The 22,387-nt window shown below is 71.4% G+C and carries 17 protein-coding genes and 2 pseudogenes; 5 read left to right on the top strand and 14 right to left on the bottom strand.

Annotated elements, in window-relative coordinates:
• Positions 1-5: 5 nt before the first annotated feature.
• The 3 genes from ACFULQ_RS10455 to ACFULQ_RS10445 all read right to left on the bottom strand — a co-directional run bounded on the left by ACFULQ_RS10455 (position 6) and on the right by ACFULQ_RS10445 (position 1,999).
• Positions 6-1,025 carry a ketopantoate reductase family protein gene (locus tag ACFULQ_RS10455; RefSeq protein ID WP_383540944.1) on the bottom strand — a complete coding sequence of 340 codons (1,020 nt, stop codon included), beginning with the start codon at positions 1,023-1,025 and terminating at the stop codon, positions 6-8.
• Between the two features lie 67 nt (positions 1,026-1,092).
• Complete coding sequence (locus tag ACFULQ_RS10450) at positions 1,093-1,458, bottom strand: DUF4440 domain-containing protein (protein ID WP_383540941.1); 366 nt, start codon at positions 1,456-1,458, stop codon at positions 1,093-1,095.
• The gene (locus ACFULQ_RS10445; RefSeq protein ID WP_383540939.1) at positions 1,451-1,999 is read right to left on the bottom strand and encodes a DUF1697 domain-containing protein; all 549 of its coding nucleotides are present in this window, start codon (positions 1,997-1,999) and stop codon (positions 1,451-1,453) included. The genes ACFULQ_RS10450 and ACFULQ_RS10445 overlap by 8 nt, the downstream gene beginning before the upstream one ends.
• Before the next feature lie 234 nt (positions 2,000-2,233).
• Here ACFULQ_RS10445 and ACFULQ_RS10440 point away from each other — a divergent pair, with 234 nt between their 5' ends.
• Positions 2,234-4,498 (top strand): MMPL family transporter, encoded by a 2,265-nt coding sequence (locus tag ACFULQ_RS10440; RefSeq protein ID WP_383540936.1) that lies wholly within the window; start codon positions 2,234-2,236, stop codon positions 4,496-4,498.
• A 72-nt stretch (positions 4,499-4,570) separates the two neighbouring features.
• Here ACFULQ_RS10440 and mgt read toward each other — a convergent pair.
• The 5 genes and pseudogenes from mgt to ACFULQ_RS10415 form a co-directional block, all read right to left on the bottom strand.
• Positions 4,571-5,810: pseudogene (mgt, locus tag ACFULQ_RS10435) on the bottom strand (macrolide-inactivating glycosyltransferase).
• Between the two features lie 10 nt (positions 5,811-5,820).
• Positions 5,821-6,594 carry an ErmE/ErmH/ErmO/ErmR family 23S rRNA (adenine(2058)-N(6))-methyltransferase gene (erm, locus tag ACFULQ_RS10430; RefSeq protein ID WP_383540933.1) on the bottom strand — a complete coding sequence of 258 codons (774 nt, stop codon included), beginning with the start codon at positions 6,592-6,594 and terminating at the stop codon, positions 5,821-5,823.
• 263 nt (positions 6,595-6,857) lie between these two features.
• On the bottom strand, positions 6,858-8,129 hold the full coding sequence (locus ACFULQ_RS10425) for an ABC transporter substrate-binding protein (RefSeq protein WP_383540930.1): 1,272 nt from the start codon (positions 8,127-8,129) through the stop codon (positions 6,858-6,860).
• The gene (locus ACFULQ_RS10420) at positions 8,129-8,962 is read right to left on the bottom strand and encodes a carbohydrate ABC transporter permease (protein ID WP_383540927.1); all 834 of its coding nucleotides are present in this window, start codon (positions 8,960-8,962) and stop codon (positions 8,129-8,131) included. Before ACFULQ_RS10420 ends, ACFULQ_RS10425 begins: the two co-directional genes overlap by 1 nt.
• Positions 8,959-9,891: a carbohydrate ABC transporter permease gene (locus ACFULQ_RS10415; protein WP_383540924.1), complete on the bottom strand. Its 933-nt coding sequence runs from the start codon at positions 9,889-9,891 to the stop codon at positions 8,959-8,961. Before ACFULQ_RS10415 ends, ACFULQ_RS10420 begins: the two co-directional genes overlap by 4 nt.
• A 201-nt stretch (positions 9,892-10,092) precedes the next feature.
• On the opposite strand from ACFULQ_RS10415, the gene ACFULQ_RS10410 reads away from it, so the two are divergent.
• Entirely contained in the window at positions 10,093-10,947 is an 855-nt protein-coding gene (locus ACFULQ_RS10410) for a phosphotransferase enzyme family protein (RefSeq protein WP_383540921.1), read from the top strand.
• A 75-nt stretch (positions 10,948-11,022) separates the two neighbouring features.
• Here the strand turns inward: ACFULQ_RS10410 and ACFULQ_RS10405 are convergent, their stop codons facing one another.
• The gene (locus ACFULQ_RS10405; RefSeq protein WP_383540918.1) at positions 11,023-11,928 is read right to left on the bottom strand and encodes a LysR family transcriptional regulator; all 906 of its coding nucleotides are present in this window, start codon (positions 11,926-11,928) and stop codon (positions 11,023-11,025) included.
• 81 nt (positions 11,929-12,009) lie between these two features.
• Between ACFULQ_RS10405 and ACFULQ_RS10400 the strand changes: the two genes are divergently transcribed.
• A complete protein-coding gene (locus ACFULQ_RS10400; RefSeq protein ID WP_383540915.1) occupies positions 12,010-12,975 on the top strand; it encodes a DMT family transporter in 966 nt (321 codons plus the stop codon).
• A 7-nt stretch (positions 12,976-12,982) separates the two neighbouring features.
• Here the strand turns inward: ACFULQ_RS10400 and ACFULQ_RS10395 are convergent, their stop codons facing one another.
• From ACFULQ_RS10395 to ACFULQ_RS10380, 4 genes are all read right to left on the bottom strand, one after another.
• Positions 12,983-13,702 (bottom strand): 3'-5' exonuclease, encoded by a 720-nt coding sequence (locus ACFULQ_RS10395; protein WP_383540912.1) that lies wholly within the window; start codon positions 13,700-13,702, stop codon positions 12,983-12,985.
• A 111-nt stretch (positions 13,703-13,813) separates the two neighbouring features.
• Positions 13,814-15,088, bottom strand: coding sequence for an SAV2148 family HEPN domain-containing protein (locus tag ACFULQ_RS10390; RefSeq protein ID WP_383540910.1), 1,275 nt, complete (start codon positions 15,086-15,088; stop codon positions 13,814-13,816).
• Between the two features lie 84 nt (positions 15,089-15,172).
• Positions 15,173-16,492, bottom strand: coding sequence for a copper amine oxidase (locus tag ACFULQ_RS10385; protein WP_383540907.1), 1,320 nt, complete (start codon positions 16,490-16,492; stop codon positions 15,173-15,175).
• A 63-nt stretch (positions 16,493-16,555) separates the two neighbouring features.
• Complete coding sequence (locus ACFULQ_RS10380) at positions 16,556-17,377, bottom strand: Tat pathway signal sequence domain protein (protein ID WP_383540905.1); 822 nt, start codon at positions 17,375-17,377, stop codon at positions 16,556-16,558.
• A gap of 196 nt (positions 17,378-17,573) precedes the next feature.
• On the opposite strand from ACFULQ_RS10380, the gene glgX reads away from it, so the two are divergent.
• A complete protein-coding gene (gene glgX, locus ACFULQ_RS10375; RefSeq protein ID WP_383540902.1) occupies positions 17,574-19,700 on the top strand; it encodes a glycogen debranching protein GlgX in 2,127 nt (708 codons plus the stop codon).
• A 70-nt stretch (positions 19,701-19,770) separates the two neighbouring features.
• Positions 19,771-22,128 carry a malto-oligosyltrehalose synthase gene (treY, locus tag ACFULQ_RS10370; protein ID WP_383540899.1) on the top strand — a complete coding sequence of 786 codons (2,358 nt, stop codon included), beginning with the start codon at positions 19,771-19,773 and terminating at the stop codon, positions 22,126-22,128.
• 74 nt (positions 22,129-22,202) lie between these two features.
• Here treY and ACFULQ_RS10365 read toward each other — a convergent pair.
• Positions 22,203-22,387 (bottom strand): annotated as a pseudogene (locus ACFULQ_RS10365) (TetR/AcrR family transcriptional regulator); the annotation flags it as partial.

The raw sequence follows: 22,387 nt of genomic DNA, 5'->3' as shown, positions 1-22,387 counted from the left end.
GGTTCTTACGCCGCTACGGCGGCCTCGGCCTCGTCGGCCAGCCGGACCAGCTCGGCCAGGGGCATCGATCCTGCCTCCCGGTGTTCGCGGGCGAAGGTGTTGGCGAGGTGCTGGAGGAGTTCGTTCAGGGGGGTCGGGACGCCGTGGAGGCGGCCGAGGAGGGTGATCTCGCCGTTGAGGTAGTCGGCCTCGACGGTGCCGGTGCCGCGGGTCAGGGACTGCCAGGAGGAGCCGCCGCCGCGTGGGGCGTCGTCCAGGGGCAGCAGGGTGACCTTGTCGCCGCGTCGCGCGTGCTGTTCCTCGGCACTCGTGTGCGCGATCCCGGCGGCGTCGAGGACGGCCACGCCCTCCGCCCGGACCCGCTTCACGAACTGAAGGGCCGCCTCGCCCTCGACGGGACCGGTGACGGCCTCGACCGCGTTGGCGAGGTTGGCCAGCAGTTTGGCGTACTGCCAGCGGGCCAGGTCCGGCACGACCGGCGCCTCGAACCTGGCCTTCTCCAGGTCGGCGGCGATCAGCCGGAGGGTCTCGTCCGTGCCCCGCGGATACCCGCCCAGGTGCAGGATGCCGGTGAGCGGACTGCCCGCGGCGGAGACGACCCCGGGCACCACGTAGGTGGCGGGCAGCCACACGCAGACGCCGTACACGTGCCGGAACCGGCGCAGGGCGATCCGCTGGCCCTCCACGCCGTTCTGCGCGCACAGCAGCGGCAGCCGGCCGGCCGCCGTGCCGCCGCCCTCCACCGGGGCCGGGCCCCAGGCGGCCAGGGCGGCCTCGGTGTCCTGGGTCTTCACGGCGAGGACGAGCACGTCGTCGGCGCGTAGGGTGCCGAGTTCGGCCGGCCCGTCCACGACCGGCAGCCGGTACGTGAACTCCCCGTCCGGCACCCGCAACCGCAGTCCCCCGTCTTTGAGCGCCGCGTACTGCGCCCCGCGCGCGACCAGCACGACCTCGAACCCGGCCTGAGCGAGCCGCCCGCCGACGGCCCCACCGACCGCCCCTGCCCCGATGATGATGTAGCGCATAAGAGGAGCCTCGCACAGCGGCCTGGGCGCATGTCGGCGCGGTGGCCTTTCTCCACCGTCCGACCGGTCACCCCCCGTACGGCGTCGCCTGGTGGAAGTACAGCAGCCAGCCGTTGGCTGTGAGCCGCCACAGGGAACTGCGGTGGGCCCGGCTGCCGTTGTGCTCCGTGTCGAAGGTGAGGTGGACGAGGCCGGGCGCGAGTTCGACGCCCTTCATGCCGGACGGCACGATCGGTCCCGCCTCCTGGTCCGTGATCCCGGCGAGGGCGGCGATGATCGATGCCCGGTCCCAGTGTCGCCCGGACGCCCCGAACTCGTGGAACTCGGGGTGCAGCAGCGCTCCCACCAGCTCCGGCGAGGCCCGCACCTCGGGGTCGAGGAGCCGTGACTCCCCCGCGACAGCCGCCTCCACGGCGGAGCCGGCGTCACGCACCGGTCATCTCCACCAGCTTCACGACCGTGTTCCAGTTCCGGCTGGTGGCGATCACGCCCTTGTTCAGGCGTGGCTTGGAAAGGTGTTCGGCGAGCTTGGAGCGGCCGAGGCCGTCCGGGACGTAGAGGTACAGGGCACGGTCGCCCAGGCGGAACTCCTCGGGGAGGTACGCGGCGCGGTCGATCTCGGCGTAGCGGTCCTCGTCGACCGGTGCGGAGAAGTACGTGACGTGAAGCTGCTTGGCCTCCAGCTCGGCGGCCGGGAAGGGGCAGTTCTCGGCGACGGCCCTCAGATAGGTGTGGTCGCGGACGATCACGTCCACCGCGAAGCCGAACCGTTCCTCGATCGCGCCCGCGAGCTCCGCGGCCAGGGACTCCTCGTCACCGTGGTCGGCGGTGAACACGGCCTGGCCGCTCTGGAGATGACTGCGCACCCCGACGTGGCCGAGGCCTTCCATCAGCGTGCGCAGGTCGGCCATGGGGACCTTCCTGCTGCCCCCGACGTTGATTCCGCGCAGCAGCGCCGCATACGTGGTCGTCATGCGCACACCCTAGGACGGGCCTCGCGCCGACCCCGATCACCGCCCCGCACAAGGCCCGTTAGATGTAAGGGTCACGATCCTCCCCAGTACGGAGGCTGCGCGGTCCCTTGGGAGGAGCCGGCGGTCCCCGCACTTCACCGGAGAGCACGACGAGAAGGGTTTATCCAGCTCATACCTTCGAAGCGAAAGGTGGCGGCAGGGGGCTGCCACCGCTTCCTAGGGGGCAAGCCCGTCATGGAGAACGGAGACACGAAGGTGCGGGGCCTGGCCGCCCGGGCCGGCGGCTGGAGCGCACGGCACCGATGGGCTGCCGTCGGGATCTGGGTGCTGTTCGTCGTCCTGGCGATGGGACTCGGCTCGGCGGCAGGCCGGGTCGACGTCAAGGACAGCGACCAGCTGAAGGGCGAGACCCACACCGCCGCGAAGATCATCGAGGACGCCGGGATCGACGAGCCGGCCAGTGAGACGGTTCTCATCCAGGCCAGGGACGCCGGCGGCAAGGCGACCGACGCCGACTTCAGGACCGCCGTCGCCGCGGTGATGAAGGCGGTCGAGGGCACCGGCAAGGTCACGGACGTGACCTCGCCGTACGACACCGGGACGATCTCGAAGGACGGCCGCAGCGCCCTCGTGCAGTTCGACATGCGCGGCGAGGCGGACACCGCGGGCGAGCGGGTCGAGCCGGTGCTGAAGGCCGTCGAGGGGGTGCAGAAGGAGCACGAGTCGCTGCGGATCGAGGAGATCGGCGGCGCGAGCATGATGAAGACGTTCGACGACGCGTTCGGCGACGACTTCGAGAAGGCCGAGCTCTCCGCGGTGCCGGTGGCCCTCGGCATCCTGCTCATCGCCTTCGGCGCGCTGGTCGCGGCGCTGCTGCCGGTGCTGCTGGCGGTCAGCGCGATCATGGCGACGATGGGCCTGATGGGCATCGTCAGCCATGTGATGCCGATGAGCGACACCGCCAACTCGGTGATGCTGCTGGTCGGTCTGGCCGTGGGCGTCGACTACTGCCTGTTCTATCTGCGCCGCGAGCGCGAGGAGCGGCAGGCCGGGCGGGACTCGCAGACGGCCCTGAGGATCGCCGCCGCCACCAGTGGCCGCGCGATCATCGTCTCGGGTGTCACGGTGTGCGTGGCGATGGCCGGGATGCTGTTCACCGGGCTCGCCGAGTTCGAGGCGATGGGCCTGGCCTCGCTGATGGTGGTGGCGGTCGCCATGGTCGGTTCCGTGACCGTGCTGCCCGCGCTGCTCTCGCTGCTCGGCGAGCGCGTCGAGAAGGGCAAGATCCCCTGGCTGCACCCGGAGAGCCGGCTGCGCCGCAAGCGGGCCGGGAACCGGGAGAGCCGGTTCTGGACCGCCGTGCTGAAGGGCGTCCTCGCCAAGCCGGTCGTCTCGGTCGTGGTCGCGGCCGGTGCCCTGCTCGCGATCGCCGCGCCCGCGCTCGGCATGAAGACCCAGAACCTCACCCTGGACCAGGAGTTCGGCGACTCGCTGCCGATCGTGCAGACGTACAACCGGGTCAACGACTCCTTCCCCGGCGGCTCCGAGCCGGCCGAGGTGGTCGTCAAGGCCGACGACATCAACGCCCCCGAGGTCACCGCCGCGCTGGCCGACTTCAAGGCGCGGGCGATCTCCTCGGGCGCCTCGCGCGGCCCGGTCGAGATCAAGCTGCACGACGCGCAGAACCTCGCCTTCGTGTACGTCCCGCTGGTGGGCGGTTCCGACTTCGACAAGGCCGGTCAGAGCCTGGACAAGCTGCGCGACGAGGTGCGTCCGGCCACCCTCGGCAAGGTCGACGGTCTCGAGGCACCTATCACCGGTCAGGTCGCCGGGTCCAAGGACTTCAACGACCAGCTGACCGGAGCGGTCGTGCCGGTGTTCGCGTTCGTCGTGGTCTTCGCCTTCGTGCTGATGCTGCTGTCGTTCCGCTCGCTGACCGTCGCGATCACCTCGATCGTGCTCAACCTGCTGTCGGTGGGCGCCGCCTACGGCATCCTCGTCGCGGTCTTCCAGCACGGCTGGGGCGCGTCCCTGGTGGGCGCGGAGGGCGTCGGTGCCATCATCACCTGGCTGCCGCTGTTCCTCTTCGTGATCCTGTTCGGCCTGTCGATGGACTACCACGTGTTCGTGGTCTCGCGGATCCGCGAGGCGCGCCTGCGGGGCCGTACGACGAAGGACGCGATCCAGCACGGGGTGGTCACCACGGCCGGTGTCGTCACCAGCGCCGCCGTCATCATGGTCGCCGTGTTCGCGATCTTCGGGACGCTGTCCATGCAGTCCATGAAGCAGATGGGCGTGGGCCTGGCGGCCGCGGTGCTCATCGACGCGACCATCATCCGGGGTGTGCTGCTCCCGGCGGTCATGGCGCTGCTCGGTGAGCGCAACTGGTACCTGCCGAAGTGGCTGCACTGGCTGCCGGACCTCACCCACGACGAGACCGCGGACGCCGTGGCGGCCCCCGCGGCCCGGGACGACGAGGGTGAGCGGGTGCGGGTCTGAGCCCTCCCCCACGGGACTGAACCCCCTGATACCGAGGGCCCGTTGGCGACCGGGGTGCCAACGGGCCCTCACTCATGCGCGGCGCGCGGCCAGTTCGGCCTCGATCAGGTCGGCGGCCCGGCGGGTGCCGCCCTCCTGGGCCATCTCCGCCTGAACCTCCTTGAGTCGCCGGGCGACTTCGGGATCGTCGACGAGCGCGAGGGCGGCCTCCCGCAGCGCCTCGGCGGTCTCGTCCTCCGTGTCGATGCGCCGGGCGACCCCGAGCCCGCTGAGCATGTCGGCGTTGCCGAACTGGTCCACGGCCTGCGGTACGGCGATCATCGGCGTGGCGGTCGCGAGTCCCTCCTGGCTGCCGCCCGCCCCGGCGTGGGTCACGAACAGGTCGGCCTGCCTGAGGATCGCCAACTGCGGCACCCAGGACCGTACTTCGACGTTGGCCGGTACGGTCCCCAGCTCGGCCGGATCCACGTGCGTGCCGATCTGGAGCACGAGGTGCCAGCCGGGAAGGTCGCCGAAGGCCCGCAGGCACTCCCGGTAGAAGTCCGGCCGCTTGGTGAAGGAGGAGCCCAGGGAGACCAGGACCACCTTCTCGGCCGTGGCCGGCCGCCGCCACTCCCCCTGCGCGGCGCGGTCGCCCTGGCAGGCGCCGACGAAGGTGTACACCCGCTCGTCGACCCGGTCGGCGTGGGGCTGGAGGGCCTTGGGGATCAGGACGAGGGAGCGGTCGGGTCGGCCGACGAAGGCGTCCGGGTGCAGTGCGACGCCGTTCTCCTCCAACCACCCCTCGAAACGGGCGTAGTAGGTCTGCCCCCGTTCGGTGCTCCTGGGCCCGGCCCACATGGGCTCGGCGACCTCCTCCTCGTACCCCTCCCAGGCGACGAGGTTCGGCGAGAGGGAGATCGCCGGGACGCCCCAGCGGTGGGCGAGGACGCGGGCCGGGTAGGCGGTGATGTCGTGCAGGACGAGATCCGGTTCGTCGCCGTCGTAGGCCTCGACGAGCTGGGGCAGGGCCTGCATCGCGTCGGCGAGGAAGAGCTCCACGTGGTCGAGGAGCTCGGAGCCCCAGGCCGACGGGTCGTCGTCAGGTCCGGGCAGCGCGGAGTTCCAGAGTTTCGGCTCCGCCCCGGTCTCGGCGACCTTCTCGGCGAACAGGGGCGGGATGGCGTAGGTGACCCGGTGCCCGCGCGCGACGAGTTCCCGGATCACTTCCAGACTGGGGTTCACGTGGCCGTGGTTGGCGGTGGAGAACATGGCGATGTGCGAGCGGCTGGTCATGACGGAGAGCATAGGCGAGACGAGACGTCTCGTCCATCCGATGGGATTCATGAGGCGAGCACCTCGTGCATCCGCAGCCACGACTCGGGCGGGACCTGCCCCACCAGCACGCCCCGGTCGAGCCCGGCACGACGGAACGCCTCGTCGACCCGGTGCCGTCGATGCTCCCGGCGCAAAGACGCGTGCAGCGAACCGCCGACCCCCGAGAACCCGAGTTCCACCAGCCGGCGCCAGCCGTGCAGGTCCCCCGGGGCGAGCAGCGGTGTACGGCGGCGCTCGATCCGGATGATCCCGGCGTCCACCCGCGGCACGGGACGAAAGCTGTACCGCCCGACCCGCCCCACCAGCCGCCACTCGTGCCGGGGCCAGCTCAGCACCGTCAGCAGGGTCCAACTCCCGTAGTCCCCGGTGCGTTTGCGGGCGTATTCGAGCTGGGTGAGGAGAGTCGCGTCGGTGAGGGCCGGGGCCCGCAGACACCAGTCGACGATGGCCGACGTACGGGAGAACGGCACGTTGCCGACGACGGAGAACGGCGTGCGGGGAGGCCGCGCCCGGAGGAAGTCCCCTGCCACGACTTCGACTTGGGGCAGGTCGGAGAAGCGGTCGGTGAGCGTCGGCACGAGCCTTTCGTCGATCTCGTACGCGAGCAACCGACGGCAGCGCGGAGCGAGATGCTCGGTCAACGCGCCTTTTCCGGCGCCGACTTCGAGAAGCAACGCCTCCCGGTCGGACACGGCGAGGTCGGCGAGCCGCGCGGCGGCGCGTGCGTCGGCGAGGAAGTTCTGTGAGAGCGCGCGAGCAACGCGCGTGGGGCGGGCCATGGCCTGCGGTCCTTGTCTTCCGGAAGAGGGAGAAGGGCAGACGAAGGCCCTGACCGGAAGAAAGGAGAGTGGGTGAGGAACGAACCAGGCCGCGTGTGATCAGCGGCGGCGGGCGTGGCTCCCCGGACCGGTCAGGGCTCCGGGGCCACGGCGCTTCCGCTGGGAATGCGCACTGCCCCGGCCGAGACCGGTCGAGATGATCGCGTTGTTCGCTGCCACGGACGGAACGCTAGGTGGGGCCCGCCGGCCGGGGCAACCCGTTTTCAGCGCTGGTAGCGGGCCAGTACCAGGTTTCCGTCGTCCTCCAGCCGTTTCCGCAGCTCACCGAGGCCGATGGCCCCGCTGTAGTACTCCTGGAAGGCGGGGGTGGCGACCTTGTCCTTCCACTCGGGGTAGCCGCGCACGGACTGTGCGGGCGCCGACCTGAGGTGCGAGGCGAGGGCGGTCCCCGTCGCCCAGCCGTCCTTCGCGGTGCGCAGGGCGGGGTCCTGGAGGGCCGCAGTGCCGGTGGGCAGCATCCAGTCGCCGAGCGCCAGCCGGACCATGTTCTCCGGCTGGAGGAGGAAGTCGATGAACGCGGCGGCCTCCTTCTTGTGCGGGCTGTCCTCGGCGACGGACAGGGTCTGCGGGCTGACGCCCTGGGTGAGTCCGGCGGCGCCGGCCGGGGCGGGCAGCACCTGCCACCGGAAGCCCTTGGGTGCCTGCTGGGCGATCTGCTGACGGTAGGAGAAGCCGAGCGGGACCATCGCGTACTTGCCGCCGAAGAAGCCGGGCAGGGTGTCGGAGCCACCGCTGCCGAGGGTGGTCGGCGAGGCGCTGTGGTCGGTGTTCGCCTGGTCGTGGACCGTGCGCGGCACCGTCTCGTCGGCCTTCTCGAAGCGGATGGTCACCTTGCCGTCGGCGCCCCGGTGGAAGAGCTGTCCGCCCGCCGACAGGGAGAGGTTGAGGGTCGCGGAGACGGGCTCCTTGAGCGGCCAGGCCACACCGTACTTCCCGGCGCCGCTGAGCTCGTCCGTGATGCGCCGGAACTCCGCCCAGGTCCAGGGGTGTTCGGGGGTCGGCACGCGTACGCCGGACTCCTTCAGCCACTTCGCGTTGGCGATCAGCACCCGGGGTTCCTGGAGGAAGGGCACGCCGTAGACACCGTCGCCGAAGGTGGCCGTGTCCCAACTCCGCTGCGGGATGTCGGACTTGAGCCGCTCGGGCAGCAGGTCGCTCAGGTCGGCGAGGTAGCCGCCGTAGGCGAAGTCCGCGAGGTCGTCGGAGGCGTCGTGGATGATGTCGGGCGCCTCGCCGCCCTCGAAGGAGGTGAGCAGCTGGTCGTGGACACTGTCCCAACTCCCCTGCACGTACTCGACCCTCACGTCCGGGTGGGTCGCGTTCCACTCCTTCACGAGTGCCTTGTTCGCTTCGACGGACTCCTCCTGCCAGGCGAGGGACTGGAAGCGGAGGGTGACGGGGCCGCCGGCGGAGTCGGGCGTGCCGGTGCATCCCGCGAGGAGCAGGACGAGGACGACGATCCATCGTGCGCGCATCAGCTCTTCACCGCCCCGGCCAGCATGCCTCCGGTGATACGCCGTTGGATGATCGCGAAGATGATCAGCGAGGGCAGGGTGGCAAGGAAGGCGGCCGCCGCGAGCGGGCCAAGGTCGGCGACGCCCTCCGCGCCGATGAAGTGGGTGAGGACCACAGGCAGGGTCTGCTTCTCCGGTGTCTTCAGCAGGACCAGGGCGAAGAAGAACTCGTTCCACGCGGTGATGAAGGCGAACAGCGCCGTCGCCACGATCCCCGGCGCGAGCAGCGGTGCCGTCACCGACACCAGGGTCCTCAGGCGTCCGGCCCCGTCGACGGCGGCCGCCTCCTCCAGCTCGGTCGGCACGGCACGGACGTATCCGACGAGCATCCACAGCGCGAACGGCAGCGCCCACACGACGTACACCATCACCAGCCCCGCGAGGGAGTTGATCAGCCGCAGCTCCTTGAGCACCAGGAACAGCGGGATGATCACCAGCACCAGCGGGAAGGCCTGGCTGACCACCACCCAGCCGGTGGCGGCCTTCGCGAGCCGGGTGCGGTGCCGGGCCATGACGTAGGCGAGCGGGGTCGCGATCAGTACGGCGATCACGGCGGCGGCGAGCGCGGCGAGCAGGGAGTTGCCCGCGGCACGCAGCAGGGGCTGTTCGTCGAAGGCCTGGCGGAAGTTGTCGAGGGTGGGGTCGCGCGGGATCCAGGTGGGGTGCGGACTGCCCAGCTCCCGCGGGGACTTGAAGGCGGTGGAGACCAGCCAGAGGAAGGGGAAGGCGAGGAAGAGGAGATAGGCGAGAAGGGCGGCGTACTGGCCGACGCGGCCGGTGGTGCCGGTCCTCATGCCTCGTCACCTGCCGTCAGCCGGCCCACCAGGAAGAGTGCGAGGAGGAGGGAGATCACGGCGACCATCACGAGTCCCATCGCGGCCGCGTAGCCGAACTGGCCGTAGCGGAAGGCCTCTTCGTAGGCGAAGAGCATCGGGAGGCGGGTCCGCCCGCCGGGTCCGCCGCTGGTCAGGACGTACACCAGGGCGAACGAGTTGAAGTTCCAAATAAAATTGAGCGCGGTGATCGCGAAGGCGACCGGTCTCAGGGCGGGCCAGGTGACCGTGCGGAAGCGGCGCCAGGCGCCCGCGCCGTCCATCGCGGCGGCCTCGTGGAGTTCGCGCGGGGTGTTCTGGAGGCCGGCGAGCAGGGTGACCGTCGTCTGGGGCATCCCGGCCCAGACACCCACCACGATCACCGCGGGCAGGGCAGTGGACAAGCCACTGAGCCAGTCCCGGCCGTCGCCGAGGCCGAGGGTGCGCAGGGTCTCGTTGAGGACACCGGCGTCCGGGTTGTAGACGAGCCGCCACATCACACCGACGACCACCTCGGGCATGGCCCACGGGATGATCGCGAGGGCCCGGGCGAGCCAGCGCAGTTTGAGGTCCTGGTCGAGGAGCAGGGCCAGACCGAGTGCCAGCAGGAACTGCGGGACCGTCACGCCGACCGCCCACACCAGACCGATCCGGAACGACTCCCAGAACAGCGTGTCGTGCAGCAGATCCTGGAAGTTCAGGCCGCCGATCCACTGCGTGGCCCGGGTCCGGCCCGACTGCGCGTCGGTGAAGGCCAGCAGGATCCCGTAGAGCAGGGGCCCCACGCTCAGCACCAGGATCGGGATCAGCGCGGGCAGCACCAGGAACCAGGCCCCACGGTCGGACGTCCGCCTGCTCCTGACGCGCGGGGTGTCCCGCGCCGGCCGCTTCGTCGCGGTCACCACAGTCACGTGATCGGCTCCTTCGCGCGGCTCGTGACGGTCCGGGTCCGGTGGGCCCCGTCATGGTCGTGAACGCGCCATGCCCCGTCAAGACCGCGCGCACACGGCCCGACCTGTGCTGATGCGAGACTGGCCGATGATTGGCTCGATGACGCCGTTCCCGGGTGGCGTACACGAGCACGCGGACCTACGGCGACTGGAGGCCGGACGATGGACGAGGCACGGGCGCGGGACGTACTGGACGCGGCGGGGGTGCTGCCGGCGTCGGCACCGCTGCTCGCGCTCGGCGAGAACGCCGTGTTCGCCGCCGGTGACCTGGTCGTCAAGGTGGGCCGCGACGCCGAGCTCCTCGACCGGGCCCGCCGGGAACTGGACATCGCGGTGTGGCTCGCGGAGGCGGGGGTGCCGGCGGTACGGGCGGCCGAGCCGAAGGCGCTGTTGGTCCAGGGGCATCCGGTGACGGTGTGGCACCGGCTGCCGGATGCGGTACGGCCCGCCGAGCCGCGGGATCTGGCCGAACTGCTGCGGGTGGTGCACGCGCTGCCGGCCCCGCCGTTCACGTTGCCTCCCCGGGACTTGCTGGGGGGTGTGGAGCGGTGGCTGCGGCTCGCGGGGGACGCGATCTCCGCCGCCGACGCGGAGTTCCTGCGGCAGCGGCGGGACGGGTTCGCGGGGGCGGTGGCGGGGGTGACGCCTCATCTGGTGCCGGGGGCGATTCATGGGGACGCGTTGCCGCGGAATGTGCATGTGGGGCCGTCCGGGGCGGTCCTGGTCGATCTGGAGACGTTCTCCGCGGACCTGCGTGAGCACGATCTGGTGGTGATGGCGCTGTCCCGGGATCGGTATGGCCTTCCTGCCGAGGCGTACGACTCGTTCACGGAGGCCTATGGGTGGGACGTGCGGGAGTGGGAGGGGTGTGCGGTGTTGCGGGGGGCTCGGGAGACGGCCAGTTGTGCGTGGGTTGCGCAGCATGCGGCGTCGAATCCGAAGGCTTTGGTGGAGTTCCAGCGGAGGGTGGGGTCTTTGCGGGACGGGGATTCGACTGTGCGGTGGTATCCGTTCTAGGGCGGGTGCGGGTCCGTTGTGGCTGGTCGCGCCCACGCGGCGGAGCCGCACATCGATACAGCCCCGCGCCCCTGGTCAGTCATCCGCGCCCCTGATCGATTGTGCTGCTGAATTCAGTTCCGCCAAGACCGTCCTCACCGCCCTCCTCGCTGTTCTCTCCGGGCGGTACAGGGCGTCGATATGGCGTCTGGCGCGGACGCCGGTCAGGGGTCTCAGGGTCAGTGCCGGGTGGGGGCGGGTCGTCCAGCGGGGCATCAGGGCCAGGCCGGCGCCCGCCGCCACCGTCTCCGCCGCCACCGCGAAGTCGTTGATGCGGTGGGCCAGGTGGAGTCGGTGGCCCGCTGCCGCCGCGATCGCCTCGATGGTGGCCATGACCGGGAAGCCGTCGTGGACCGTGATCCAGGGCTGGTCGGCCACGTCCTTCGGGGTCACCCGGCGCTTGGCCGCCAAGGGGTGGTCGGCGGGCATGGCCACGTCCAGGGGCTCACGCAGCAGGGTGGTGGCGGTCACCGTGCGCGGCCAGGCGGGGGCGTGCTCCAGGCGGTGGGCCAGGACGATGTCGTACTCGCGGGTGAGACGGGGGAAGTCCTCCTGCGGAACGTCCTCGTCGGCCAGCCTCGGCACCGGGCCGTCCGTCCCGGCCAGGGCGCGCAACAGCGGCGGGAAGAAGGCCGCACCCGCGCTGTGGAACGCCGCCACCGACACCTCGCCGTCGGGGCGGTCCACGAACTCCTCGACCGTGTGCCGGGCGCGTGCCAGGGCCGACTCCACCTCGATGGCCGCGCCCGCCAGGGCCTGCCCGGCGTCGGTGAGCACCAGCCGGCGTCCGTCGCGCTCGGTCAGCGGCACCTTCACCGAGCGCTGCAACAGCCGCAGCTGCTGTGAGATCGCCGACGGGGTCACCAGCAGCGCCTCGGCGACCGCGGTGACGCTGCCCAGTTCGCCCAGCTCCCGCAGGATCCGCAGCTGACGTTCGTCCATCACCACAGTGTAGGAGAGCTAAAAGATCGTTGAAGGAAGTGGTTCTGGGCTTCAGGGACGGCTCGGTGCAGGGTGGGTCCCATGTCCGACGCACGCCGTACCGACGCGGTACTCCTGCTGGTCGCGCTCGTCTGGGGTTCCAGCTATCTGTCCGCCCAGACCGCGACCTCCGCTCTCCCCGTCCTTCTGGTGCTCTTCGCCCGCTACGCCCTGTCCGCGCTCGCCTGCCTGGGGGCCGTCGCCTCTCCCGGCCGGGGGTCGCGCCGGTGGACCCGCGAGGAGCTGCGGGCGGGCCTTCCCCTCGGCCTCACCCAGGCCGCCGTCCTGGTCGTCGAGACCTACGGCGTCGCCCACACCAGCGCCGCCAACGCGGGCCTCATCATCAGCCTGACGATCGTCCTCACCCCCCTTCTCGACCGCGGCGGTCACCGGGGCGGGCTGCCGCCGGTCTTCTACGCCGCCGCCGGTCTGTGCGTCCTGGCCGTCGGGCTCCTCATGGCGGGCAACGGCTTCCACGCGCCCCGGCTCGGCGACCTGCTGATGCTCGGCGCCGCGGTGGTGCGGGCGGGCCATGTGGCACTGGTCGGCCGGCTCACCGCGGGGCGGGCGATACGGCCGCTGCACCTCACGACCGTGCAGACCCTGGTGGGCACCGCCCTGTTCCTGGTCCCGGCCGCACGGGATCTGCCGACCCTGGCCCGCGCGGATGCCGCCACCTGGGCCCAGCTGGTCTATCTCGCCCTGTTCTGCAGTGTGTTCGCCTTTCTCGCCCAGACCTGGGCCGTGCAGCGCACCTCGGCCAGCCGGGCCAGTCTGCTGCTGGGCACCGAGCCGATCTGGGCCGCCGCGGTCGGTGTCGCCCTGGGCGGCGAGCACTTCACCGTACTGACCGGGCTGGGAGCGGCCCTGATGGTCACCGGCACCTACTGGGGGCAGTCGGTGGAACGGGCCCACCGCGCGACCGCCCTGCCCGGCACCGAGGTGCGGGTCCCCGAGCGGTCGGCCGGGCCCCGGGGGGAGCCCGTCGCGAGCGGGCCGCGCGACTGACGGGCTCTCACACCGTCTCGTCGGCCGGCTCGCGCAGCGGCCAGGTGCCGTCGACCACCGCGGTCGCGTCGCCCTTGCGGCGCAGGAAGTCCTGGAAGTCCGCCGCCCACTGCGCGTACCACTCGATCTGGCGGCGGTGCAGGTCCGCCGGGCCGAGGGCCCCGACCTTGGGGTGGCGGACGGCTATCGCACAGGCCAGCCGGGCCGCGGCGAGGGCGTCGGCGGAGGCGTCGTGGGCCGCGTCGAGGGCGACGCCGTACTCGGTGCAGACCGCTTCGAGGTTGCGCTTGCCGCGGCGGTAGCGGTCCACCCAGCGGTCGATGGTGTACGGGTCGATGACCGGGGCGGGGTCGAGGCCCAGGCGCTCCCGCAGGGACGGCAGGCCGTGGCGGCGCAGTTCGGCGGAGAGCAGGCTCAGGTCGAACGCGGCGTTGTACGCGACGACCGGGACGCCGGTCTTCCAGTAGGTGGTCAGGACGTCCGCGACGGCGTCGGCGACCTGGTCGGCGGGGCGGCCCTCGGCGGCCGCCCGCTCATTGCTGATGCCATGGACCGCCACCGCGTCCGCAGGGATCTCCACGCCCGGGTCCGCCAGCCACTCCCGGCGTCCCGCGGGCTGCCCGCCCCTGACCTCGATCACGGCTGCCGTGACGATGCGCGCCTCGCGCGGATCGGTGCCGGTGGTCTCCAGGTCGAAGCCGATCAGCAGCTCTTGGTGCCAGCCCATGGGCGGTCCCCCTTCTTGGTGGTGCTTTCCCCCAGTGGTCTCCACCTTCCCATGCGCCACTGACAATCAGAGGACCGCGTTCCGCTTACCGCCCTTGCGGTTCCGGACAGTTCAGGACACCGGGCGGGAATCCACCCAGTTCGTCTCGAACTCCTCGCGGTAGGTCGGGAAGAGGCCACTGTCGTCCACATCGCCCGCCTTCACCACCCGGTTGCCGTTGCGCAGCACGAGAACCGGTGCCTCCATGCCCCTGGACCGGCGCAGATAGGACTGCACGACCGCGATGCCGTCCGCGCCGTCGGCGTCCACGAGGTAGGCGGAGAAGCGCGGTGTCTCGTCGTAGACCTGGATCTCGAAGGCGCCCGGGTCGCGCAGTCGCGAGCGCACCCGGCGCATGTGGAGGATGTTCATCTCGACGGAGCGGCTCAACTCGCCCCGCTTCATGCCCAGTTCCCGCTCGCGCCGCTTGACGGCGCTGGAGGCGGGGTTCAGGAACAGCAGCCGCACCCGGCAGCCGGCCTCGGCGAGCCGCACCAGGCGGCGGCCGGAGAAGTTCTGCACGAGGAGGTTGAGACCGATGCCGACGGCGTCGAGGCGGCGGGCGCCGCCGAAGATGTCCTCGGCGGGGAACTGCCGCAGCAGCCGCACCCGGTCGGGGTGGACGGCGACCACGTCGGCGTACCGGTCGCCGACCAGGTCCTCGACCGCGTCCACGGGCAGCCGCCGGGCGGAGGGCACGTCACCGCCGGCGCCGAGTATCTCCAGCAGCTTGGCGGAGGCGCGCTCGGCCTGGCCGAGGACGGCCTCGGACAGGGCCCGGTTGCGGGAGACGACGTTGCGCGTCACCTCCAGCTCGTCCAGGGCCAGTTCGACGTCCCGGCGCTCGTCGAAGTAGGGCTCGAAGCACGGCCAGTGCTGCACCATCAGCTCGCGCAGCTGGGGCAGGGTGAGGAAGCTGAGCACATTGTCGTCGGCGGGGTCGAGGAGGTAGCCCTTGCGGCGGCTGACCTCGCGGACGGCGACCGCCCGCTGGACCCACTCCTGTCCGGCAGGACCGGCGGCGGCCACCACCCAGTCGTCGTGGCCGTGGACGGGTTCGTAGATGGGGCGCAGGACGGCGGCCACGACGGCCCGCAGCCGCTGTTCGACGAGGTTCAGCCAGATGTAGGCCCGTCCTGCCCGCTGCGCGCGCGTACGCACCTCGCGCCAGGCGTCGGCGTCCCAGTCCAGCTCCGGCCCGATGGTCGCTCCCGCGTCCATCGGCCGGGCCAGGGACACCGTGCCGGGCGGGGCGTCTTGGGAGTTCCCCTCGTGACCCTCGTCACCAGGGGGCAACTCCAGCCCTCCCGAGCCCACCCGCGCACCGCCTTCCGCTCCCCCGGGCATCACCCGAGGGGTCTCCCCACCCAACGATCAAGGAAGGGTACTCCGGGAGCGGTCGGCGGTGCAGCCGGATGGACAGGGTCAATCTCAACTACCGGGGGTCCACTGCCCGTTCTGCCCGGCGAGCTCGGCCGGAGTGAGCGGATTCATAGCGGTGACGTCCCTCGGGGCGATGGAGAATCCCTGCCAGTGCACCGGCATGGGCTGCTGGTCCTCGTCCCGGGCGATGTGGTGGAAGCCCACGTTCATCCAGACGACGGGGTGCGTGAGGGTCTGGCCGTTGACCCACTTGTCGACGGACTTGCCCGCCCCGGCACCGCAGTTGCCGGTGTTGTTGCTGGCGAACTGCTCGCACTCGTTGTACTCGGTGACGTACACGTCGTGCTTGGTGAAGCTGCGCCCCGGGTACTTGGTGCTCGGGCCGGGGACGATCTCGTACGACCGCGGGTGCCAGTCCTTGTTCTTGCCGACCGCGCTGACCACGCGCCACCAGCGGTAGCTCTTGGCGTCGCCGGCGAGCTCCTTGGTGACCGGGGTGCGGGTGGTCTTGGTGCTGGGCGCCTGCTGGCCCGGGGCGGCCGCGGTGACCGTCGAGTCGTACTGCTCGACGCGGTTCTTGGAGGAGCCGTCGAGGGCGAAGTCCAGGCGCCAGAAGGCGTTGTGGCTGTGGCTGGTGGCCTGGGCGCGGGGGCCCTTGCCGATGGGCCAGCCGCGGCCGTCGCCGGCGTCGTAGTCGTAGTAGGAGAGGCTGCCGGTCGCGCCCAGGTTCATGGTGATGGTGCCGTCGTCCTGGAAGCGCCACTCGGTCATGTACTCGTACCAGCCGACCTGGTTGACCGAGTAGACGAGCAGGTCCTTGCCCTGCGCCTGGTAGACCTTGTTGGCGCTGTCGCCCTGCATGCGGTAGGCGTGGCCGCGGGAGCGGGTGGTGGTGCACAGGCCGCTGACGTCGGCCTGGTCCGGGTCCCAGGAGTCGGGGACCTTGACCTTCTTGATGGTGCCGCCGGGACATTCGCCCGGGTCCAGGTTCATCAGGCCCTGCGCGAAGCCGAAGCCGGTCAGGTCGTCGTACTCGACGCTGCCGTCGTCGTAGGGGACGTGGATCTGGCCGAGCCGGGCGCTGTTGAGGACCTTGATGGCCTTGGTCTCGCCCTTGGGCTGGTAGGAGATGTCCTCCAGGACGAGCCCGGCCTTGCTGTCGTAGCGCCAGCACATGCTCCAGGTCGTGCCGCTGGACAGCTTCTGCTCGATCTTGTAGGCGGAGCTGCACTCCGCGGCGGCCGCGGCGGCGGCCTTCGGCTGGGCGGCGGCGGGTCCCGCTCCGGTGGTGACACCGGCGGCCAGCGCGGCCACGGAAACGCCGAGGGCCGCGTGCCTGCGCGCGCGGCTGATTCTGTTGACACGCATGAAGAGATGACTCCCTTGCGGAAGGAGAGCAGGTGGGAAAAGTGGACGAAGGAGAGACGCGGCTCAGCCGGCGAGCTTGGCGATCTTGCGGGCGCTCAGGTCGATCACGAAGGCCCTGGCGTCGATCCAGGGGCCGTTCTTGACCTTCGGGAACAGCCGTACGCAGCGGTGCTCGCCGCACTTGTCGAGGACGGCCGGCTGGCCGCCCGGGACCGCCCGGTACACGGCGCCGGTCAGCAGCAGCTGGTTCGGGTCCGTGAGGTCCTTGTCGGTGGCGTCCTTGTAGTCGGCCTTGAGGTCCGCGCCCAGCGGGTCGGCGATCAGCAGGCTCGCGGCCTCGGCGTACTCGGCGCTGCTCAGCGGCGGCTGCACGCCGTGCTGGGTGCCGGTCGCGACGACCTTGCCGCTGTCGAGGTCGACGGTCTTGGTGAGGAGGGTGTCGTCCCGGTAGTCGTAGAACGTCACGGCCGCGCGCCGGGGCGCGTCCGGGTCGTCCAGTTCGTCCGCCTTCGGGTCGGCGAGGTCGACGGTGAGCCGCTCGGGCCCGCGCTCGCCCTCGACGTCCTCACTGGCGTTGAACATCTGCCGGTTCACGGCGAGCTGCTCGGCCCGCTCGATCTCGTCGTCGGTGAGCGGGTCGCGGCCCTTGCCCTTCTCCCCCTCGGCCGCGGGGGCCTGCTCGACGACTCCGGGCGCCACGGCCCCGTCCTGGCCCTGTCCGGCCTGCGCCACGGACTGCCCCGCGGCCGACTTGGCCCCCGCCGGATCGTCGTCCGCCCCCGCCGTGCCCGGCAGGGTGATCCCGATCATCACGGCGGTCCCGGCCACCGCGATGGCCGCACCTGCCACCACCTTCCCGAGGTGGCGGTGCACTATCTTGCGCACATCTTCCCCCTACTCCCCGGCGAACTCCGGGAGTACGTGTCTGCCCCAATGGTTCGGCCCAGGAACGGTTCTGTGATCGTCCTGTGCGCCGGTCGAACGGTAAGAGGGACGTAAGTCATAGGTGGTTCCATCACTTTCGTGGACACTCGGGCCCAAGGCGCCACACGCGCCGCCGGACACCTGAAAGAGTCGTTCCATGCAGGTCTGGCCTGGAGAGGCGTATCCACTCGGTGCCACGTACGACGGCGCCGGTACCAACTTCGCGGTCTTCACGGAGGCCGCGGACCGAGTAGAGCTGTGTCTGTTGCACGACGACGGCTCGGAAACGGCGGTGGAACTGCGCGAGAGCGACGCGTTCGTCCGGCACGCGTATCTGCCCGGTGTGATGCCGGGCCAGCGCTACGGCTTCCGCGCACACGGCCCGTACGCGCCCGAGCGCGGCCTGCGCTGCAACTCGTCGAAGCTGCTGCTCGACCCGTACGCGCGCGCGGTCAGCGGTTCGATCCGCTGGGGCGAGGAGGTGTACGGCTACCACTTCGACTCGCCCGACAAGCGCAACGACCTCGACTCGGCGCCGCACACCATGACGTCGGTCGTGGTCAACCCGTACTTCGACTGGGGCGACGACCGGCGGCCCCGGATCGGGTACCACGAGACGGTGATCTACGAGGCGCACGTCAAGGGCCTCACGATGCGGCACCCGGGGCTGCCCGAGGAGCTGCGCGGCACCTACGCGGCCCTCGCGCACCCGGCGATCATCGAGCACCTGGTGGAGCTCGGCGTGACCACGCTGGAGCTGATGCCGGTCCACCAGTTCGTGAACGACCACCGCCTGGTCGACATGGGCCTGAACAATTACTGGGGCTACAACACCATCGGCTTCTTCGCCCCGCACAACGCGTACGCCTCCTGGGGCGACCGCGGCCAGCAGGTCCTGGAGTTCAAGTCGGCGGTCCGGGCGCTGCACGAGGCCGGGATCGAGGTCATCCTGGACGTCGTCTACAACCACACCGCCGAGGGCAACCACCTGGGCCCGACGCTGTCCTTCAAGGGCCTCGACAACCCGCAGTACTACCGCCTGACCGAGGACCAGCGGTACTACATGGACACCACGGGCACCGGGAACTCCCTGCTCATGCGGTCCCCGCACGTCCTTCAGCTGATCATGGACTCGCTCCGGTACTGGGTCACCGACATGCACGTCGACGGCTTCCGCTTCGACCTCGCGGCGACCCTGGCCCGGCAGTTCCACGAGGTGGACCGGCTGTCGTCGTTCTTCGACCTGGTCCAGCAGGACCCGGTGGTCTCCCAGGTGAAGCTGATCGCCGAGCCCTGGGACGTGGGCGAGGGCGGCTACCAGGTGGGCAACTTCCCGCCGCTGTGGACCGAGTGGAACGGCAAGTACCGCGACACCGTACGGGACCTGTGGCGGGGCGAGCCGCGGGCGCTGGCGGAGTTCGCGTCCCGGCTGACGGGCTCCTCCGACCTGTACCAGGACGACGGCCGCCGGCCGCTCGCGTCCATCAACTTCGTCACCTGCCACGACGGATTCACCCTGCGTGACCTCGTGTCGTACAACGACAAGCACAACGAGGCCAACGGCGAGGACAACCGCGACGGCGAGAGTCACAACCGGTCCTGGAACTGCGGGGTGGAGGGCGAGACCGACGACCCGGCGGTGCGGGAGCTGCGCGCCCGCCAGATGCGCAACTTCATCGCCACGCTGATGCTGTCCCAGGGCGTGCCGATGATCAGCCACGGCGACGAGGTGGCCCGCACCCAGGGCGGCAACAACAACGCCTACTGCCAGGACAGCGAGATCGCCTGGGTGACCTGGCCCGAGTCCGAGGACGGGGAGTCGCTCGGCAGCGAGCTGCTGGACTTCACGCGCGCGATGGTGTGGCTGCGCAAGGACCACCCGGTCTTCCGGCGCCGCCGCTTCTTCCACGGCCGGCCCGTGGAGGGCACCCACGACGAGCTCTCGGACATCGCCTGGTTCACCCCCGAGGGCAAGGAGATGACCCAGCGGGACTGGGACCGGGCGCAGGCCTCGGCGCTGACGGTGTTCCTCAACGGCAACGCGATCTCGGAGCCGGGCCCGCGCGGGGAGCGGATCACCGACGACTCGTTCCTGCTGATGTTCAACGCCTCGCCGAAGACGCTGGACTTCGTGGTGCCCGTCAACCACGGCCGGCAGTGGCAGGTCGTGGTCGACACCGGCCGCCCGGACGGGGTGCCGCCGGGCACCGGGGCGAAGGTGCAGGCCGGGGACCGGCTGACCCTGGTGGACCGGAGCATGACGGTGCTCCAGCGGCCGGTCTAGGAGGGCGCACGAGGACGCACATGGAGCACGCGATGACACGAAGGGCGGCAGGGCGGGTACGTAGGTTCGCATGACACCTGAGCGATCCGCCCCGGCGGTGCCGACGGCCACGTACCGGCTCCAGTTGCAGCCCGAGTTCCCGTTCGGGGCCGCCGCGGCGGCCGTGCCGTACCTGGCCTCGCTCGGGGTCTCGCATCTGCACCTGTCCCCCGTCCTGGAGGCCGTGCCCGGTTCGACGCACGGCTACGACGTCGTGGACCCCGCGCGCGTGCGCGGGGAACTCGGCGGCGAGGACGGGCTGCGGGCGCTGTCGCGCACCGCGCGGGAGCACGGGCTCGGGCTGGTGCTGGACATCGTGCCGAACCACATGGCGATGGCCCCGCGGCACAACCGCGCCCTGTGGGAGGTGCTGCGGGAGGGCCCGAAGTCGCCGTACGCGCGCTGGTTCGACATCGACTGGGAGGCACAGGGCGGCCAGGTGCTGCTGCCGGTGCTGGGCCGGCCGGTCGGCGCCGAGCTGGGGAACCTCACGGTGGACGGCGATGTGCTGCGCTACTTCGACCACGAGTTCCCGCTCCGCGAGGGCACCGGGGAGCTGCCGTTGCCGCAGCTCCTGGACGCGCAGTGGTACCGCCTCGGATGGTGGCGGCTGGCCCGCACCGAACTCAACTACCGGCGTTTCTTCAGCATCTCGGAGCTGATCGGGGTGCGGGTGGAGGACCCGGAGGTGTTCGAGGCCACCCACGCCAAGGTGCTCCAGCTGCTGCACGAGGGCGTGGTGGACGGGCTGCGGATCGACCACCCGGACGGGCTCGCCGACCCCGACGGCTATCTGCTGCGGCTCCACGAGGCGACCGGCGGCCGCTGGACGGTCGTGGAGAAGATCCTCGCGGACGGCGAACAGCTGCCCGCCTCCTGGCCGGTGGCCGGGACGACCGGCTACGACGCCCTGAGGCACCTCGACGGGCTCTTCACGGACCCGGCGGGGTTCGGGGAACTCCTCGGCCGGTACAGGCGGTTCGCGGCCCCGCAGACGGACCGCGGCGGCGACTGGGCGGCGACGGTACGGCGGGCGGCGTACAAGGTGATCACCCACGAGCTGGCGGCGGAGACCGAGCGGCTGACGCGGGTGACGGTCCGCGTGTGCGCCACGTCCCCGGAGCCCGCGCTGCGCGACCGGGCGCCCTGGGCGCTGCGCACCGCGCTCCAGGAGCTCCTGGTGCGGATGGAGGTCTACCGGCCCTACGCCTCCACGGACGCCGCCTCCGTCGTCACCGAGGAGGCCGCGGCCGAGGCCCGGCTCGCCTTCGTGGTCCCCGAGGAGGCGGAGGCCGTGGACGTCGTACGGGATCTGGTGCTGGGGCGGGCCGGTGACGGGCCGGAGCACGTGGAGTTCCGGACCCGGTTCGCGCAGACGTCCTCGGCGCTGCGGGCCAAGTCCGTGGAGGACACGGCGTTCTACCGGTACGTGCCGCTGCTGTCGGCGACCGAGGTGGGCGGGAACCCGGGGCGCCCGGCGGTCTCGCCGGAGGAGTTCCACGCGTACTGCGCGCGCGTGCAGCGCGACTGGCCGCTGACCGGGACCGTCGCCTCCACGCACGACACCAAGCGCAGCGCCGACGTACGGGCCGCGCTGGCCGTGCTCACCGAGTGCCCCGAGTGGTGGGCGGACACGCTGGCGGAGGTGACGCGCGCCGGAGAGGGGGTGCCGGACGCGCAGCTGGCGTGGGCGGCCTGGCAGACGGTGTTCGGGCTCGGCCCGGCGGACCCCGCGCGGGTGCGGGAGGCGCTGCTGAAGCATGTGCGCGAGGCGGGCCTGTACACGAGCTGGACGGAGCAGGAGCCGGCGTACGAGGAGGCGGTGGCGGCGTTCGTCGCGGCCGGGCCGTGCGGGCCGCAGGGCGAGCGGGTGGCCGAGCTGCGCAGCCGGCTGCGGCCGCACATCCAGGCCAACGTGCTGGGGGCGGCTCTGGTGCAGCTGACCATGCCCGGGGTGCCCGACGTGTACCAGGGCACCGAGGGCGAGTACCTGGCGCTGGTGGACCCGGACAACCGGCGGGCCGTGCGGTTCCCGCCCGAGGACGCCGGCGACAAGGGCGCGCTCACCGCGGCGGCGCTGCGGCTGCGCCGGCGGCGGCCGGAGGTCTTCGGGGAGACGGCGACCTATGAGCCGCTGGCCGCCGAGGGGCCCGCCGCGGCGCACTGCGTGGCCTTCGTCCGCTCCGGGGAGGTGATCACCGCGGTGACCCGGCTGTCGCTGCGGCTGACGGAGGCGGGCGGCTGGCGGGAGACGGTGCTGCCGCTGCCGCCCGGGGTCTGGAGCGACGCGCTGACGCCGGAGCGGCAGTTCTCGGGCCGGGTACGGCTGGCGGAGCTGCTCGGGGAGTCACCGGTGGCGCTGCTGGAGCGGGTGGGTGCGGCTGGGTGAGCGGGGGTGTGGGGACGGCGGTGTTCGTACGGCCGTACGACATGGGTTGCCTGCCCCCACCGGAAGGCGGTCGGCTATGAGGCGCTCCCCGTGTCTCCCGTTCGGGTGTGCGTGGTCAGGCCGGTCAGGACCAGGTCGAGCCAGCGGGCGCGGGCGGCGGGGGGCTGGTCGGTGGGAGCTGTGGAGAAGAGCAGGTAGATGTCGCCGACGGAGAAGACCTCGTCAAAGTCACCGTCACCCTGGGCCACGAGCAAAAGGG

The sequence above is a fragment of the Streptomyces sp. NPDC057253 genome (assembly GCF_042669125.1).
In the GTDB taxonomy this organism is placed as follows: domain Bacteria; phylum Actinomycetota; class Actinomycetes; order Streptomycetales; family Streptomycetaceae; genus Streptomyces.
The sequence above is the reverse complement of the archived record's forward strand: the minus strand, read 5'-3'. Positions and strand labels throughout refer to the sequence as shown.

Bases quoted from the DNA above. Each gene is read 5' to 3' on its own strand.
- ACFULQ_RS10455 (WP_383540944.1), bottom strand. From the start codon at position 1,025: ATGCGCTACATCATCATCGGGGCAGGGGCGGTCGGTGGGGCCGTCGGC.
- ACFULQ_RS10445 (WP_383540939.1), bottom strand. From the start codon at position 1,999: ATGACGACCACGTATGCGGCGCTGCTGCGCGGAATCAACGTCGGGGGC.
- ACFULQ_RS10440 (WP_383540936.1), top strand. From the start codon at position 2,234: ATGGAGAACGGAGACACGAAGGTGCGGGGCCTGGCCGCCCGGGCCGGC.
- erm (WP_383540933.1), bottom strand. From the start codon at position 6,594: ATGGCCCGCCCCACGCGCGTTGCTCGCGCGCTCTCACAGAACTTCCTC.
- ACFULQ_RS10425 (WP_383540930.1), bottom strand. From the start codon at position 8,129: ATGCGCGCACGATGGATCGTCGTCCTCGTCCTGCTCCTCGCGGGATGC.
- ACFULQ_RS10420 (WP_383540927.1), bottom strand. From the start codon at position 8,962: ATGAGGACCGGCACCACCGGCCGCGTCGGCCAGTACGCCGCCCTTCTC.
- ACFULQ_RS10410 (WP_383540921.1), top strand. From the start codon at position 10,093: ATGGACGAGGCACGGGCGCGGGACGTACTGGACGCGGCGGGGGTGCTG.
- ACFULQ_RS10405 (WP_383540918.1), bottom strand. From the start codon at position 11,928: ATGGACGAACGTCAGCTGCGGATCCTGCGGGAGCTGGGCGAACTGGGC.
- ACFULQ_RS10400 (WP_383540915.1), top strand. From the start codon at position 12,010: ATGTCCGACGCACGCCGTACCGACGCGGTACTCCTGCTGGTCGCGCTC.
- ACFULQ_RS10395 (WP_383540912.1), bottom strand. From the start codon at position 13,702: ATGGGCTGGCACCAAGAGCTGCTGATCGGCTTCGACCTGGAGACCACC.
- ACFULQ_RS10390 (WP_383540910.1), bottom strand. From the start codon at position 15,088: ATGCCCGGGGGAGCGGAAGGCGGTGCGCGGGTGGGCTCGGGAGGGCTG.
- ACFULQ_RS10385 (WP_383540907.1), bottom strand. From the start codon at position 16,492: ATGCGTGTCAACAGAATCAGCCGCGCGCGCAGGCACGCGGCCCTCGGC.
- glgX (WP_383540902.1), top strand. From the start codon at position 17,574: ATGCAGGTCTGGCCTGGAGAGGCGTATCCACTCGGTGCCACGTACGAC.
- treY (WP_383540899.1), top strand. From the start codon at position 19,771: ATGACACCTGAGCGATCCGCCCCGGCGGTGCCGACGGCCACGTACCGG.